The sequence below is a fragment of the Streptomyces sp. NBC_00083 genome (genome assembly GCF_026343295.1).
Taxonomy (GTDB): domain Bacteria; phylum Actinomycetota; class Actinomycetes; order Streptomycetales; family Streptomycetaceae; genus Streptomyces.
In genome coordinates this window covers 1,158,173-1,170,476 of sequence record NZ_JAPELY010000003.1, presented here as the reverse complement: position 1 = coordinate 1,170,476, position 12,304 = coordinate 1,158,173, and the positions used below count along the sequence as shown (strand labels likewise).

15 protein-coding genes are annotated in these 12,304 nt (G+C 71.9%); 11 read left to right on the top strand and 4 right to left on the bottom strand.

Going from position 1 to position 12,304, the window contains the following annotated elements:
- Position 1 precedes the first annotated feature (1 nt).
- Genes OOJ98_RS29095 through OOJ98_RS29060 form a run of 8 tightly spaced genes read left to right on the top strand, consistent with a single transcriptional unit; the run spans position 2 to position 6,126 of the window.
- Positions 2 to 613 (top strand): histidine phosphatase family protein, encoded by a 612-nt coding sequence (locus OOJ98_RS29095; RefSeq protein ID WP_267058029.1) that lies wholly within the window; start codon positions 2 to 4, stop codon positions 611 to 613.
- Positions 610 to 2,202, top strand: coding sequence for an alkaline phosphatase family protein (locus OOJ98_RS29090; protein ID WP_267058028.1), 1,593 nt, complete (start codon positions 610 to 612; stop codon positions 2,200 to 2,202). Before OOJ98_RS29095 ends, OOJ98_RS29090 begins: the two co-directional genes overlap by 4 nt.
- Positions 2,199 to 3,146: an ABC transporter ATP-binding protein gene (locus OOJ98_RS29085; RefSeq protein ID WP_267058027.1), complete on the top strand. Its 948-nt coding sequence runs from the start codon at positions 2,199 to 2,201 to the stop codon at positions 3,144 to 3,146. Before OOJ98_RS29090 ends, OOJ98_RS29085 begins: the two co-directional genes overlap by 4 nt.
- Positions 3,130 to 3,978: an ABC transporter permease gene (locus OOJ98_RS29080; protein WP_267058026.1), complete on the top strand. Its 849-nt coding sequence runs from the start codon at positions 3,130 to 3,132 to the stop codon at positions 3,976 to 3,978. Before OOJ98_RS29085 ends, OOJ98_RS29080 begins: the two co-directional genes overlap by 17 nt.
- Positions 3,975 to 4,220 (top strand): acyl carrier protein, encoded by a 246-nt coding sequence (locus tag OOJ98_RS29075; protein ID WP_267058025.1) that lies wholly within the window; start codon positions 3,975 to 3,977, stop codon positions 4,218 to 4,220. The genes OOJ98_RS29080 and OOJ98_RS29075 overlap by 4 nt, the downstream gene beginning before the upstream one ends.
- Positions 4,217 to 4,900 (top strand): phosphatase PAP2 family protein, encoded by a 684-nt coding sequence (locus OOJ98_RS29070; protein ID WP_267058024.1) that lies wholly within the window; start codon positions 4,217 to 4,219, stop codon positions 4,898 to 4,900. Before OOJ98_RS29075 ends, OOJ98_RS29070 begins: the two co-directional genes overlap by 4 nt.
- Before the next feature lie 7 nt (positions 4,901 to 4,907).
- Positions 4,908 to 5,618 (top strand): bifunctional 2-polyprenyl-6-hydroxyphenol methylase/3-demethylubiquinol 3-O-methyltransferase UbiG, encoded by a 711-nt coding sequence (locus OOJ98_RS29065; protein WP_267058023.1) that lies wholly within the window; start codon positions 4,908 to 4,910, stop codon positions 5,616 to 5,618.
- The gene (locus OOJ98_RS29060; RefSeq protein ID WP_267058022.1) at positions 5,611 to 6,126 is read left to right on the top strand and encodes an NUDIX hydrolase; all 516 of its coding nucleotides are present in this window, start codon (positions 5,611 to 5,613) and stop codon (positions 6,124 to 6,126) included. The genes OOJ98_RS29065 and OOJ98_RS29060 overlap by 8 nt, the downstream gene beginning before the upstream one ends.
- A gap of 28 nt (positions 6,127 to 6,154) precedes the next feature.
- On the opposite strand, the gene OOJ98_RS29055 is transcribed toward OOJ98_RS29060, so the two are convergent.
- Positions 6,155 to 6,343 (bottom strand): hypothetical protein, encoded by a 189-nt coding sequence (locus OOJ98_RS29055; RefSeq protein ID WP_267058021.1) that lies wholly within the window; start codon positions 6,341 to 6,343, stop codon positions 6,155 to 6,157.
- Between the two features lie 631 nt (positions 6,344 to 6,974).
- Between OOJ98_RS29055 and OOJ98_RS29050 the strand changes: the two genes are divergently transcribed.
- Entirely contained in the window at positions 6,975 to 8,912 is a 1,938-nt protein-coding gene (locus tag OOJ98_RS29050; protein ID WP_267058020.1) for a hypothetical protein, read from the top strand.
- Positions 8,913 to 8,962: 50 nt separating this feature from the next.
- Here the strand turns inward: OOJ98_RS29050 and OOJ98_RS29045 are convergent, their stop codons facing one another.
- Positions 8,963 to 9,436 carry a MarR family winged helix-turn-helix transcriptional regulator gene (locus OOJ98_RS29045; protein WP_267058019.1) on the bottom strand — a complete coding sequence of 158 codons (474 nt, stop codon included), beginning with the start codon at positions 9,434 to 9,436 and terminating at the stop codon, positions 8,963 to 8,965.
- Positions 9,437 to 9,520: 84 nt separating this feature from the next.
- Between OOJ98_RS29045 and OOJ98_RS29040 the strand changes: the two genes are divergently transcribed.
- Entirely contained in the window at positions 9,521 to 9,889 is a 369-nt protein-coding gene (locus tag OOJ98_RS29040) for a glyoxalase/bleomycin resistance/extradiol dioxygenase family protein (RefSeq protein WP_267058018.1), read from the top strand.
- 33 nt (positions 9,890 to 9,922) lie between these two features.
- On the opposite strand, the gene OOJ98_RS29035 is transcribed toward OOJ98_RS29040, so the two are convergent.
- Positions 9,923 to 10,291: a nuclear transport factor 2 family protein gene (locus tag OOJ98_RS29035; protein WP_267058017.1), complete on the bottom strand. Its 369-nt coding sequence runs from the start codon at positions 10,289 to 10,291 to the stop codon at positions 9,923 to 9,925.
- A gap of 267 nt (positions 10,292 to 10,558) precedes the next feature.
- Here OOJ98_RS29035 and OOJ98_RS29030 point away from each other — a divergent pair, with 267 nt between their 5' ends.
- Positions 10,559 to 10,837, top strand: a complete 279-nt coding sequence (locus tag OOJ98_RS29030) for a DUF5302 domain-containing protein (protein ID WP_267058016.1) — start codon at positions 10,559 to 10,561, stop codon at positions 10,835 to 10,837.
- Between the two features lie 141 nt (positions 10,838 to 10,978).
- On the opposite strand, the gene OOJ98_RS29025 is transcribed toward OOJ98_RS29030, so the two are convergent.
- The gene (locus tag OOJ98_RS29025) at positions 10,979 to 12,199 is read right to left on the bottom strand and encodes a phosphodiester glycosidase family protein (protein ID WP_267058015.1); all 1,221 of its coding nucleotides are present in this window, start codon (positions 12,197 to 12,199) and stop codon (positions 10,979 to 10,981) included.
- Between the last annotated feature and the right edge of the window lie 105 nt (positions 12,200 to 12,304).

Sequence of the window (12,304 nt, the reverse complement as noted above, 5' to 3'; positions counted from 1 at the left end):
CATGGACCTCTACCTACTGCGTCACGCCGAGGACCGTGCGGGACAGCACGATCCGCACGGCACTCTCCTGACCGGTGCCGGACGCCGCCAGGCCCGCGCCGCCGCTCATTGGCTGGCGGAGCGGCGCCCGACCGAGATCCGGACCAGTGTGCTGCCCCGCGCGCGGCTGACCGCGGACATCGTCGCGGAGCACACCGGCCTCGCCGTGCGGGAGGACCCCCGGCTCAACGAGATCGTGTGGGCCTCGCTCGACGGTGAACGTCTGCCCAACCCGCGGGAGGACCGGCTCCATCCGCCGCCCCCGGGCGCCGAGTCGTGGCATGCCTTCATGACCCGCGTCGCCACCTGCATGAGCGAGCTCTGCCATCGGGCCGCGCAGGACCAGCGGATCGTGCTGGTCACCCACAGCGGCTTCTTCGACGCCGTCAACGAGCTCCTGTGCGGCGGGGCGGGCAGGGTCGAGCTGCTGACGGCACACGCCGGGATCACCCACTGGCAGTACCGCCCGGCCCATCCCGGGGGCGCGTGGCTGCTCCACCAGCACAACGCGTCCGGCGTCCTGTCGCCGCCGACGGACCGGAATCCCGCGGGCACCCGGTGGCCGAGCTCATGAGGGGGCGTCGTCGTCTGGTCGTCATCTGTGTCGACGGTGGTCTGCCCACGATCGTCCGCGAGCACGACTTCTTCGATCTGGGCCGGGTGCTGCCCGGCCTGCCGGGGAGCGGCGTGCACGAACTGCGCAGCATCTACCCCTCGTCGACGGCGCCTTCGCACGCGTCCTTCCTCACCGGCACTCATCCGCGGGGGCACGGCATCGTGGGGAACCGGTTCTGGGAGCGGGAGGCCGTCGCGGACATCCGGCGCCGCGCGGACGACCCGCTCGCCTCGTTCCACCCCTATGAGGCGAGCTCTCTGACGGCTCCCGGCCTGCTCGACTGGTTCGCTCGGCAGGGCGCGACGGCGGCCGCGGTCCACTTCCCCCAGACCTTCTCGCGCACCGCCCGGCAGGCGTTCCCCGCCTGTTACTGCCTGTACGCCCCAGCCCGCGACCTGTCCGTCCCGCTGGCGCCCCCGGCCGACGGAGTGGCCGTGGGAAGGGTGACGCTCTCCTACCTCGGCCACGGCATCGCGTTGTGCCTCCGGCTCGACGAACGCACGGGGACGATCACCGTGCGGAGCGTCCTCGCCGGCGACGGCGGGACCAGAGCCGCCATCGGCATCGGCAACGACAGCCGGCCCGGCATCACGGTCGACGGCTCCCGCCCCACCCGGCTGGACATCCCCGTGCCTTCCGGTTCCGTCTCCGTGGCGCTGACCTGCCGCCGGGTGACGGCCGGCCGGATCGAGGTGGGCCTGGGAACCGCCGTGCTCACCCTGGGATTCGGCGGGATCGACCTGTCGACGCGCTCCGGCCAGGGGCCCGCGTCCCTGCACGTCGACTACACCGCCAATCCGCACCACGCCTTCCACGAGTCGCCGCGCGCCGAGTGGGTGGAACAGGCCGCGCTCGACGTCCTGGAGCAACACGACCCCGACGTGCTGTTCGTACGCTTCAACCAGGCCGATCACGCCCAGGAGTTCCTGTACTGGCACGCGGTCCGAGGCGGCGCCGACGAGCGGATGCGGGCGTGGCAGCAGATCCTCGACGTGTACGCCAGGATCGACGCGTGCGTGACACGGCTCGCCGGGGCCGTCGGCGGGAGTGCGGACTTCCTGCTCTTCTCCGACCACGGCATCGACTACGTCGAGACCCACCTGCGCCCCAACCATCTGCTCGGGGACCTCGGCCTCGCAGACCGCATGGTGTTCCAGGGCGACAGCAACAGCGCCTATCTGTACGCCGATTCACCGCTCGCGCCGGCCGAGAGAGCGGGCCTCGACCGTGCCCTGCGCGCGCTCGACCCGTCCGTCCGGGTCCTCACCCCGTCCGACCAGGAACAGCTGAAGCTGCCGGTGGGCAGCGCGCGCCTCGGCCGCCTCACGGTGAGCTGCGGCCCGCACATCGAGTTCCAGTACGACGACGCGACGCCGACGGAGCGCGTGGCGTCCGCCTCGCACGGCTATCTTCCCAGCGACCCGGCCATGAGCGGCTTCTACCGCCACTTCGGGCCCGCGGCACCCCTCGTACCTCCCCCCGAGGACATCACGGGTGCGGCGGCCGTGGTCCGCCGCATCTGGCGTCACGCGACGCGGGGTGCATGACCGTGCCGCACACCACACCGCGCGACGCCCCGGACAGCCCGCCGTACGCGTACGAGGTCGAGGGCCTGTGCAAGCGGTTCGGCGGGACGGCCGGGCCGGCCAACGCGGACATCTCCTTCCGCATCCGGCAAGGCGAGTTCTTCGGGCTGCTCGGCAGCAACGGCGCCGGGAAGACGACCTTGGTCAAGCAGATGACCGGGCTGGTCCGCCCGGATCGGGGGACGGTGCGGCTGCTGGGGCGCGACGTCTTCACCCACCCTCGCTTCACGGCCTCCACGGTCGGCTACATGCCGCAGTCCGCTTTCGCCCTCAACTCCCTGACGGTCAAGGAGGCCCTGTATTTCAGTGCGCATCTGCGCGGTGTCTCCGCGAAGGCGGCGCGCCGTGAGCGCGACACCATGCTGGAGCTCCTCGACCTGACACATCTGGCCGGCAAGGTGGCCCGTCAGCTCTCCGGGGGAGAACGGCGTCTGCTGCAGATCGCGGTGACGCTGGTCGGAGCGCCGCCCGTGCTCATCCTCGACGAGCCCACCAACGAGCTGGACCCGTCGCGGCGCCGCCAGATGTGGCAGTTGTTCCGGGAGCTCAACCAGCGTGACGGTCGCACGATCATCCTCATCACGCACAACGCCGTCGAGGCGGAGCAGGTGATCGAGCGCGTCGGCATCCTCAAGGAGGGCCGTCTCGTCGCGCTCGGCGCTCCCGCGGAGCTGAAGTCCTCCCTGCTGCGATCGCAGATACGCCTGTCGATCACCCTCGGCGACACGCAGAGGCACGGTCTGCCTGACTACGTGCGCGTGCAGTCCGAGCATCGCGGCAAGGTCGTCGCGCTGGTCGACTCCGCCGACCTCCCCAGCCTCACCAAGGACGTGGATCTCACCGTCTTCCCCGCGTTCACCCTGCACACCGCGACCCTGGAAGACGTCTATGTCAGCTACGCGTGACGAAAGGCTCGGGCTGGGCTTCGCGGGACAGGTCTGGGACCTGTTCCGGATCCAGCTCACGAACTGGCGCTGGTCATGGCCCCAGATGGTGCTCACGGGCATGCTCGCCCCGCTGGTCAGTATCGCGGCGCTGGGCCTGTTCGCCAGGAGTTCCGGTCCTGCGGCGACCGAGTACGTGCTGACCGGCAGCGTCACCATGGCCATCCTCTTCGAGACGCAGAACCGGATCGCCAGCAACTTCGCGTTCATGCGCGGCAACGGCGCCTTCGAGTACTACGCCGCCCTGCCCGTACGACGCGAAGCACTCATCCTGGCCACGCTCGCGGCCTTCTCGATCCTCTCGGTGCCCGCCGTGGCGGTCACCCTGTTGCTCGGCTCGGCCCTGCTCGACGTGCGGCTCACCGTCTCACCGCTGGCTCCCCTGTGCCTCCTGTTCGCCCTGCTTCCCTCGGCCGGACTCGGGGCGTTCATCGGCAGCAGATCGGGAACCATCGAGCAGGCCTCCTCGCTGAGCCTGGCCAGCACGCTCCTGATGATGGCCGCGGGCCCGGTAGCCGTCCCGCCGGACATGCTCCCCGGCGTGCTCGTCCAGATCGGCCACCTCAATCCCGCGGTCTACGCGGCCGACAGCCTGCGCCACTCCCTTACCAGCCCCGACGGTGTCCGGGCCCTCGCCGACGCGGCGGTACTCGCCGTATTCGCCGGCGCGGTCTGGGGCCTGACCGGCACCCGCATGCACTGGCGGGCCCGCTACCGGCGCCGCGACCTCGCGACCAGAACCGACGAACAGCCATCACGGGAACAACCATTACGGAAGGGACCACTCCCATGACCGAGCAGGAGTTCATCGCCGTCCTCGCACCGCTGATGGAGGAGATCACCGGGAACGCCTTCTCCCCCGGCCAACTCGACGTCAGCTTCGGTGATCTGGACATCGACTCGCTCAACCAGATCGAAATCATGAGCCGTGTCGAGGACGAGTTCGGCTGTCGGATAGAGGACAGCACGCTGCGCACCATCCGCACCCCCCGCGGCCTCCTCGACCACATCGCGAGCACCGCAAGCCCCGCGTGATCCGACCCCTCGCCGGGGGCCCGCCCGGGTGGCCGATGTGGTTCGGGTGGTGGACGGCGGCCCATGCCGGTCTGCTGCTCGTTCTCGTCACGTTCGGGTGGGACCAGCGGCTGAGCGGGGCGCTGTGCTCCTGGACGGCCGGCCGTACGTCCCTCGTCCGTTGGCTGGAGGTCCTCACCTCGTGGGGCAACCCGTGGCCCGTGACCCTCGTCGCCGCCGGATCGGCGTGCTTCGCGCTGATCCGGCGGAACGTCACGGCCGCGGTCGTCCTCCTGGTCGTGCCGTACGCCGCCACGGTGAGCTGCGACCTGGTCAAGGGGTGGGCCGAACGGCCGCGCCCTTCCCTGCCCTGCGCCTCGGTGCAGGCCGCCGGATTCAGCTTTCCCAGCGGCCACGCGGTCGGCGTGACGACCGGCTTCCTGCTGGCCGCGCTCTACGTCGGCTCCCGGACTCCGCCGGCGGTGTCGGCGCTGATCCTCGCACTGACGGGGTTGTGCGCCGAACTCGTCTCGTGGAGCAGGGTCCTGCTCGGTGTGCACTTCGGCGTCGATGTGCTCACCGGGCAGCTGCTCGGCGCCGGATGGCTGGCCGTCGCCGTCCTGCACCGCAGGCCGGGTCCCCTCTCGCGCCGTGGAACCCGGCCATCGCTGCCCGATTCGGCGGATGAACCCGTGCCATGATGACGGCGTGCCGTTCAACCACAACAATCATTACCATCGCCTCTTACTGCGCGAACTCCCCCCGGCGTGCCGCACTGCGCTCGATGTGGGCTGCGGGACGGGGGAGTTCGCGCGGACGCTGGCCCGTCGAGGCATCGACGTGCATGCCATCGACGCGGACAGGGACGTCATCACGGCCGCACGCGAGCAGACGTCCACGCTCGATTCCTCTGCGCGCGTCTCCTTCGAGCAGGTGGACATCGGCCATCTGCGACTGCCGCCGGGGAGCTACGACTACATCGCCTGCCTGGCCAGCATTCACCACGTCCCCTTCGAGACGGTACGGAAGCTGCGCGCGGCGCTGACCGAGGACGGTGTGCTGGTCATCCTCGGCTGCTACCGGGCGACGACGGTACGAGACCACGCAACGGGTCTGCTGGCCGTTCCGGTCAACGCCGCCTGGCGCGCGGTCATTTACGCCCGGGAGAAGTGGCAGGGCAGACGCGCCGACCCGGCCGGCCCTGCAAGGCCGCGCTTCTCCGCTTCTTCCGCTTCTTCCGCTTCTTCCGCTTCTTCCGCTCCTGCTGCCGATCGGGCCACCGCTCCGGTGATGGCCCCGCTGATGTCGCTGGCAGAGGTCCGCGCGGGCAGCGCCGAGTTCCTGCCGGGCAGCCACATCCGACGGCTTCTTTTCTGGCGGTACCTTCTGGTGTTTCGCAAGGGGCAGGAACGTGGCTGACCGGCAGGCGCCCGCGCACGCCCGGACGTCACGTTCGTACGTCCTCGGGGCCACGTGTGTCGCGTTCAACGACCTGGGGCAGGTTCTCGTGGGCCGCCGCCGCTCCCCGGAACGCTGGGAGCTGCCCGGCGGGTTGGTGGACCCCGGGGAGGCCTTCCATGATGCCGCGGTGCGCGAGACGTACGAGGAGACCGGGGTTCACGTCGAAGTCCACGGCCTGGTGGGGGTCTACCAGCATGTGAGCCGGGGCATCCTCGCGGGCATCTTCATCGCGACGGCCGTGTCGGGAGAGCCCGGCCCGACAGCGGAGTCCAGCGCCGCCGAGTGGACGGACGTGGAGGACGCACTCGCACGACTGCACCCGCTGTACCGCCCCCGTCTGGAGGACGCCCTGGCGGCCAGGGACTCCGCCACGTTCCGCGTCCACGAGGGGACGACGGTCCTCTCGCTCTTCCCCGCCGCACACCTCGCAGGGCGCCACGGCTCCGACCGACCGGATGCCGACTGACGAAAGGCCGGCCGTGCGCCCAGGCGCGTCAGGCGGGCTCGACCGTTTGCATGAGGCGCTGGAAGGCCGTCATGCAGGGCAGGCAGTGGTGGTCGGTCTGGGTGTCCTCGGCGGGGTCGACGGGTTGACCGCACAGGGTGGCCCGCTGGTCGTGGGCGACGACGTGCCACACCCGGCGGGTGCCGGAAACGGCCGTGCCGACATGCATCTCGTACATGGCAGTCCTCCTACAGGGGAGAGCACTCCACAGCACCACCCCCGCGGGGCCGGCGCCCCTCCTGGACGCTGTTCGAGTGAATCCGGCGCCGTCGCGATGGGGGCGCAGGACGCCGCCGACGTGCCGGTACGGATGCCCGGCCGGGCCCGCATCGGGCGAGGTGCAGCGGGCCGCCCGGCCCGGGGCGACGGCGGGTCCGCTGGGACGCTTGGCCGTGGCCGGCGTCCTCGACCGCGACGCCCGAGCAGACGTCGCCGCTCACACGGCTGTCAGAACAGCACCGTGCACCACCGGTTGAAGCTCGCCTCCGTACCGGTCGGCACGCGCGGCGCCCGCGTCTCCGTGAGCGGCAGGCCCTCATGCCGCCGGGTCTCCGCGTCCGCGTCCCTGTCCGTGTCCGTGTCCGTCGACGGGACGGCACAACGCTTCGTCAGGCGTGGGCCTTTGATCGGATGAGCGCACTCTTTCATGGCAGGGGAAACGAGCGAGCGCCCAGGAAGGATGCGCGGGGCGCGAAAGGCGCCCCGGACGCACTCGCGCGCCCCCTGCACCACACGCGATGTGACTGTCATCCGATTCGCTCGTTTGTAGGGCATCGAACCAACGACCGCCCCGGAGAAGGTGCCCCACCATGCCAGCTCCCCAACGCGAGCGTCATCCCCGTCCCGCCGGTCCGGTGCCCGGACTCGGCCAGGCGGAGGCGACGCTTGTCGAGCACTACCCCAGGCTCGTCCGGCTGGCCTACCTCATCCTCCCCCCTCGGCTCGGCCGGCACGGGCGCGTGCTCGCCGCGCACGGCGTGGTGCAGGGTGCGCTGCCCGCCCGGCCGGGGCCGATCAAACCCGGCCGGGTACCGGCGCAGCACGGTGACCGGGCTCCGGTACTCGGCTGGATCCTGCGGCGCGTGATCGGCGCAGCCCTCTCCTACGAGCCCGGGGCCGCCCGCTGGCGCAGGGCCCTGCGTCCGGCGCTGCCCGCGGTCTGGGGGCTGCGGCTGACGCCCCGGATCGGCGGCGCTGACGAACTCGCCCTGGAGCAGCAGCTGGCGACCGTACCCGCCGAGGTCCGCGCTGCGTTCGTGCTGCGGCATCTGGAGGGGTACGCGCCCGACGCCGCCGCGGAGCTCCTGGCGGCGGCCGGGGTCCGGGATCCGCAGGACGCGCTGCGCGCTGCGGAGGAACTCGGCCCGCACGACGGGACGAGGGCGGGGGCGCTGCTCGACTCCGTCGAGTTCGACCCGTGCACCGTGCAGGCGCGGCCCACGGATCTGCTGCGCCGTCGCCATTGGCGGCGCTGGGGCGCGGTCGCCGCCCTGCTGGTGGCGCTCATGCTGACCGTGGGCCAGAGCGGCAAGGACCCGGCGGCGCCCGATCCCGCCGGGCGTTCCGCCGCGGCGGCCGCGCCGACCGACCCCGCGTCGCTGGTGCGCGCCCCGGCCGCCGCCTGGCAGTCGAGCTCACGCATCGACTTCACGGTCTGGCCCGCCCGCGGCAGCCTCACCGGCGACACCGCGCTGCTGGGCCGCGCGCTGGCGGCCTGGGCACGACCGGGACCGGGTGTCCACGTGTCGGCCGCACCGCGGACCGCCACCGGGCCCGCATCCGCTGCGCCCCAACTCCTGTACGCGGGGCGGGTGGACGACACCGACATCGTCCTGCTGTACGACGGCGGGCGGGTCGTGCGCTACGCGGAGACGGCGGGCGGGGCCGCCGAGCTGACCTTGTCCCGCGCCGACAACTCCGATGTCACGACAGGGGCCGCCCTCGCCCTCAGCCGGACCGCGAACCGGACGCGCTTCCTGCTCGCCCCCTGGGTCGCCGAATCGACCACCCGCGACCTGCTCGCACCCGACACCCCGGCCCGCCCGCTCCACATCGGTGACGACGGTGTCAGCGACGCCGTGGCGCGCCCCGGCCTCAGCGGACCCTGCTCCAACTGGCCCGCGCTGCAGCTGCGTTCGTCCGAGCGCATCGCCGAGAAGCACGCGTTTCTGCTCACCGATCTGGGCGCCCTGTCCCCTGTCCACCTCACCTACACCCCACCGCCCGGCAGCGGCGCTCCGGCCCGCCAGCCCCGCGAAGCCACGAGCACGGCGGCGCTGGTGAGCTGGGCCCACACGGCCTGCACGTTGCGATCCGCCGCGGGGAGCGGCGTACGGGCGGTGAACAACTGGGTGTTCGCGGAGCAGCAGTTGCCCGAGGGCGCGGGTCAGGCCGAGTGGCTGTGTTCCAGGGCCGACACCTGGAACGGGCCGGGCCGGGCCTTCGTACGGTTCCAGCCGCCCGCGACGCCGGTTCGGGAGCCCGGCACCCTGATCGCCGACGCCCGCGACAGCTCCTACTGCAGCCGCTTCAACCAGCACATCCTCGCCGACACCCGCTGGAACGCCCCCTCGGGCACCCCGTACCTCCTCGCCGCCGGAAGCCGAGCGGTCACCCGGATCACCGTGACGGGCCAGGTGCGCGCGGATGCCACCGGGACGACCCTCGCCGTGAAGGCGGCCCGGAACCAGTCGGCGCAGCTCAGCGCCGCGCTCAGTACGGGAAGGACGCTCGGCGCCGTCCACTGAGCCGGCGGCGAGTTGTCCGGCGGCCGGTCCTTCGGGGCGGGCTCGCCGCGTCAGGCTTCCAGGGTTGTCGCGATCCGGTCGAGATCGGCGAGGAGCGCCGCGAGTCGCCGGGGCGGGATGGACTCGACCATGCGGTGTTCGATGGCGTAGACGGCGGCCTGGACCGCGGCAAGACGTGTCCGCCCCTCCTCGGTGAGGCGTGCGGGGAGGGCCCGTCCGTGGTCGGCGGTGGCGGGGCGGATGATCAGCCCCGCGTCCTGCAGGCCCCGCAGGACGACGTTCCCGGACTGCCGGGTGACGAAGGTCGCGCGCGCGAGTTCGGCGTTCGACATGCCGGGGTTCTGAGCCAGGAGTTCGAGGGTGGAGTACTGCGGCACGGTCAGCCCGTGCTCGCGCAGGACCTTGTCCATCGCGCCGCGCAGCGCGGCCTGGGCCCGTTTGAGCAGGTATCCCACGTGGTGGGTGACGTCGTCGTCCGCCGGGCGGCGCGGTTCGGTCGGCAGGCCTTCCAGGCTCTCGTTCATGTCAGCATTTTGACATAGGTGAAGCCGCAGCCTAGGCTCTATGTCAAAGTCCTGACATCAAAACCGCGAAACGTGAGGAAACCCATGCCTGTCGCCATCGACGGTCCCGACTTCATCGCCCTGCAGGTCCGTGACGTGGAGGCTGCGGCGGCCTTCTGCGAACAGCACCTGGGGCTGCGGCGAGCCGAGGTCTCACCCCCGCACGCGGTCGTGTTCGACACCCGGCCGACGTTCGCCATCCGCGCCCTGCTCCCGGGTGTCGACCTCGACGACACGAGCCGGCCGGGTCTCGGCATGGTCCTCTGGTTCCCGACCCCCGACGCTCAGGGGCTGCACGACCAGCTCGTTGCCGCAGGCATCAAGATCGTCGAGCCCCTGGCGGAAAGCCCCTTCGGCCCGAAGTTCTCCTTCGAGGGTCCCGAGGGGTACGTCCTCACCGCGCACGGGGGCTGAGCGGATCCGGGGTCGCCCTGCCGACGCCGCCGGTCAGGCGCTCCGCTCGAATCCCGCGACGAGCTCACGCGGGTCGAAGGCCACCCGGATCCGGGTGATGTGCCCGTCCTCCGTGTGCATCCAGTTCGCCGTGGGCGTCGGCGGCGCGACGCTCGTGTAGAGGTCGAACCAGGTGATCACGTCAGGGTCCTCCGCCACCCGCGCCCTCACGTCGATCTTCTCCAGCACACGGCCCAGCCCCTTCAGCCCGGCGAGCGCCTCCTCCACGCCGGAAGCCGTGCCGAGCGGTCCGACGAAGTCGATGTCCCGGGCCAGGAGGGCCCTCAGGGTCTCGAAGTCGCCCGTCTCCCAGGCGGTGAAGTAGGCCTCGGCAAGTTCTCGCGCGGTCTTCGTCGTCGTCATGCCCCCATCCTCCGGCCGCTTGATCCATCCGTCCAACAGGTGGATCCGATGGCAGCCATCAGCGCCGCGTATGGAGGCGCCCGGAGCGCTCGGCCCGTTCGAGGGAGGCATCTGCATCCGTACGTCGGGGGCTCGCCCGCCCAAGGTCTCGGCGGGTTCCGCCGCGACGGCGGAACCGCCTGGCGGGGGCTGCTTGAAAGCCGGTGCCGCGAACAGCGTCCGGCATGACAAGCTGCACGTTGCACTCCCCGAACCCAGGAGGTCCCCATGACCGCAGAGAACGCCTCACAAGAAGGTTCGGAGCCGACGGAGCCCGAGGGCGCTGCCCCGACGTCCGGGCCGGCCGAGCCCGAAGGCACCGCCATCGCTCCGGACGCCGACGGTCAGTACGACCTGAAGCGTCAGTTCCGCGAGGCGCTGGCGCGCAAGCGCGGCACCCAGGCGGATGCCGGTGCCCACGGCTCGGACTCCGCCACGTCGAAGGTCCGTGGCGCGCACGGCCCGGCGTCGAGCCAGAAGTCGTTCCGCCGCAAGAGCGGCGGCTGACGGCCCCCGGCCTCATTGCCGGTACACAGCGGCAACGGGACACGGCCCGGGTGCGGGAACCATCGCGCACCCGGGCCGCACTCTTTTCCCGGCCCCGTTGAACCACGCATCGCCGTGCAAGGACGTCGGTGACTTCAGCGGTCAGGGGCTGAAGAGGGCGATGCCGTTGGGTACCCGGCGTTCCTGGCCCTGGTCGAGGGTGTTGCGTACGACCGCGCGCCCGGTGGCGGGGTCGCGGGTGACGAGCGTCGTGGACGCTCCTCCGTCGACGTAGACACCCTCGTCGCAGTCGAGGGAGCGCAGGAGACGGGCGAGTTCGGCGAGGGTGAGGCCGGTCGCCGTCGATTCCCGTCCGTCGGTGGCGACCAGCCGCATCACGTGGCCGTGGCCGGCGAGACCGACAGCGGTGCGGGGTGCGGCAGTTGTGGCGTCCAGGCCGGGCAGTGGCCGGCCGTGTCCGAGCACGCGGTAGGCGCCCAGGGCGAAGGTGAACGGCACCTGGCTGGTGGACGCGAGGCGGTAGCCGACGTCGACCCGGGTGCCCGCGGCGAGGGAGCGCAGGGCCTGTGCGCCGCCCTCACGGCCCAGGGCGACGATGGTTCCGGGCGGGATCGGCCCGCTGCCGGGGCTTGTGCTGGTGCGCTGGACGCGTCCCTGACGGATCGTCAACTCGAAGGTGTCGTGGGTGCAGGGGGCTGCCCGGTCGCGGTCGGTGCCGCAGACGGCGCGGGCGCGTGACGTACTCCCCCACTGGTGGGTGAACAGGCCGATCGCCCCTTCGGGGAGGGCGTACTGGTTGAGGCCGCGCACGGGCAGGGTCGCGTGCGGGGTGCGGAGGTGGCCTCGCAGGGTGAGCCGTGCGGTGCGGGCCCTGCCGTCGACACCGACACCGACGACGTCTTCACCGCTGTCGCCCGGGGGCAGCGCGCCGCCGAAGCGCTGGCCTTCGGGGACCGCCGCCTTCAGTGCGCGGCCGTCGAGCACGGCGGCTCCCGAGGCCGCTCCCGTGGCGGGGACGCCGGGGTGCTGACCCTCGGTGATGTTGAAGAAGTCCCCGTTGACCGCGGCGGCGGCCCCCTGACGGTCGGCCATGACGGAGACGGGTGCCCGGTCGGCGACAGCACCGGGATACAGGAGGCCGGCCCGCACACCGGGGTGCTGGAGGTGGACGGTCAGCAGATGGATGCGGATCGGTCCGTGCGGAGTGGGCAGGTCGAACGCCCGGTACTCGATCCCCGGGGCGATGCGCTCCGTGGCGCCCGCATCGGCCGGCGCGGTGGCCTGCGCCGAGAGGGCGGGTGGGGCGGTGCACAGAAGGAGCGTGAGCAGAAGGACGGTCGCAGCGACGCGAACACGGTTCATGCGCCCAACATCCCGCCGAGCGGGGCTCGGTAGCCAGAAGCGGGGCGCACGCGTGGCCGATTTCCACCCGCATGGCACGGCCGCCCGGTCCGCCCGGAAAGCCAC

What these genes read in the sequence shown, in the direction of transcription:
- OOJ98_RS29095 (WP_267058029.1), top strand. Translation starts at nt 2, where the DNA reads ATGGACCTCTACCTACTGCGTCACGCCGAGGACCGTGCGGGACAGCAC.
- OOJ98_RS29090 (WP_267058028.1), top strand. Translation starts at nt 610, where the DNA reads ATGAGGGGGCGTCGTCGTCTGGTCGTCATCTGTGTCGACGGTGGTCTG.
- OOJ98_RS29045 (WP_267058019.1), bottom strand. Translation starts at nt 9,436, where the DNA reads ATGAACGAGAGCCTGGAAGGCCTGCCGACCGAACCGCGCCGCCCGGCG.
- OOJ98_RS29055 (WP_267058021.1), bottom strand. Translation starts at nt 6,343, where the DNA reads ATGTACGAGATGCATGTCGGCACGGCCGTTTCCGGCACCCGCCGGGTG.
- OOJ98_RS29085 (WP_267058027.1), top strand. Translation starts at nt 2,199, where the DNA reads ATGACCGTGCCGCACACCACACCGCGCGACGCCCCGGACAGCCCGCCG.
- OOJ98_RS29075 (WP_267058025.1), top strand. Translation starts at nt 3,975, where the DNA reads ATGACCGAGCAGGAGTTCATCGCCGTCCTCGCACCGCTGATGGAGGAG.
- OOJ98_RS29080 (WP_267058026.1), top strand. Translation starts at nt 3,130, where the DNA reads ATGTCAGCTACGCGTGACGAAAGGCTCGGGCTGGGCTTCGCGGGACAG.
- OOJ98_RS29035 (WP_267058017.1), bottom strand. Translation starts at nt 10,291, where the DNA reads ATGACGACGACGAAGACCGCGCGAGAACTTGCCGAGGCCTACTTCACC.
- OOJ98_RS29030 (WP_267058016.1), top strand. Translation starts at nt 10,559, where the DNA reads ATGACCGCAGAGAACGCCTCACAAGAAGGTTCGGAGCCGACGGAGCCC.
- OOJ98_RS29025 (WP_267058015.1), bottom strand. Translation starts at nt 12,199, where the DNA reads ATGAACCGTGTTCGCGTCGCTGCGACCGTCCTTCTGCTCACGCTCCTT.
- OOJ98_RS29050 (WP_267058020.1), top strand. Translation starts at nt 6,975, where the DNA reads ATGCCAGCTCCCCAACGCGAGCGTCATCCCCGTCCCGCCGGTCCGGTG.
- OOJ98_RS29040 (WP_267058018.1), top strand. Translation starts at nt 9,521, where the DNA reads ATGCCTGTCGCCATCGACGGTCCCGACTTCATCGCCCTGCAGGTCCGT.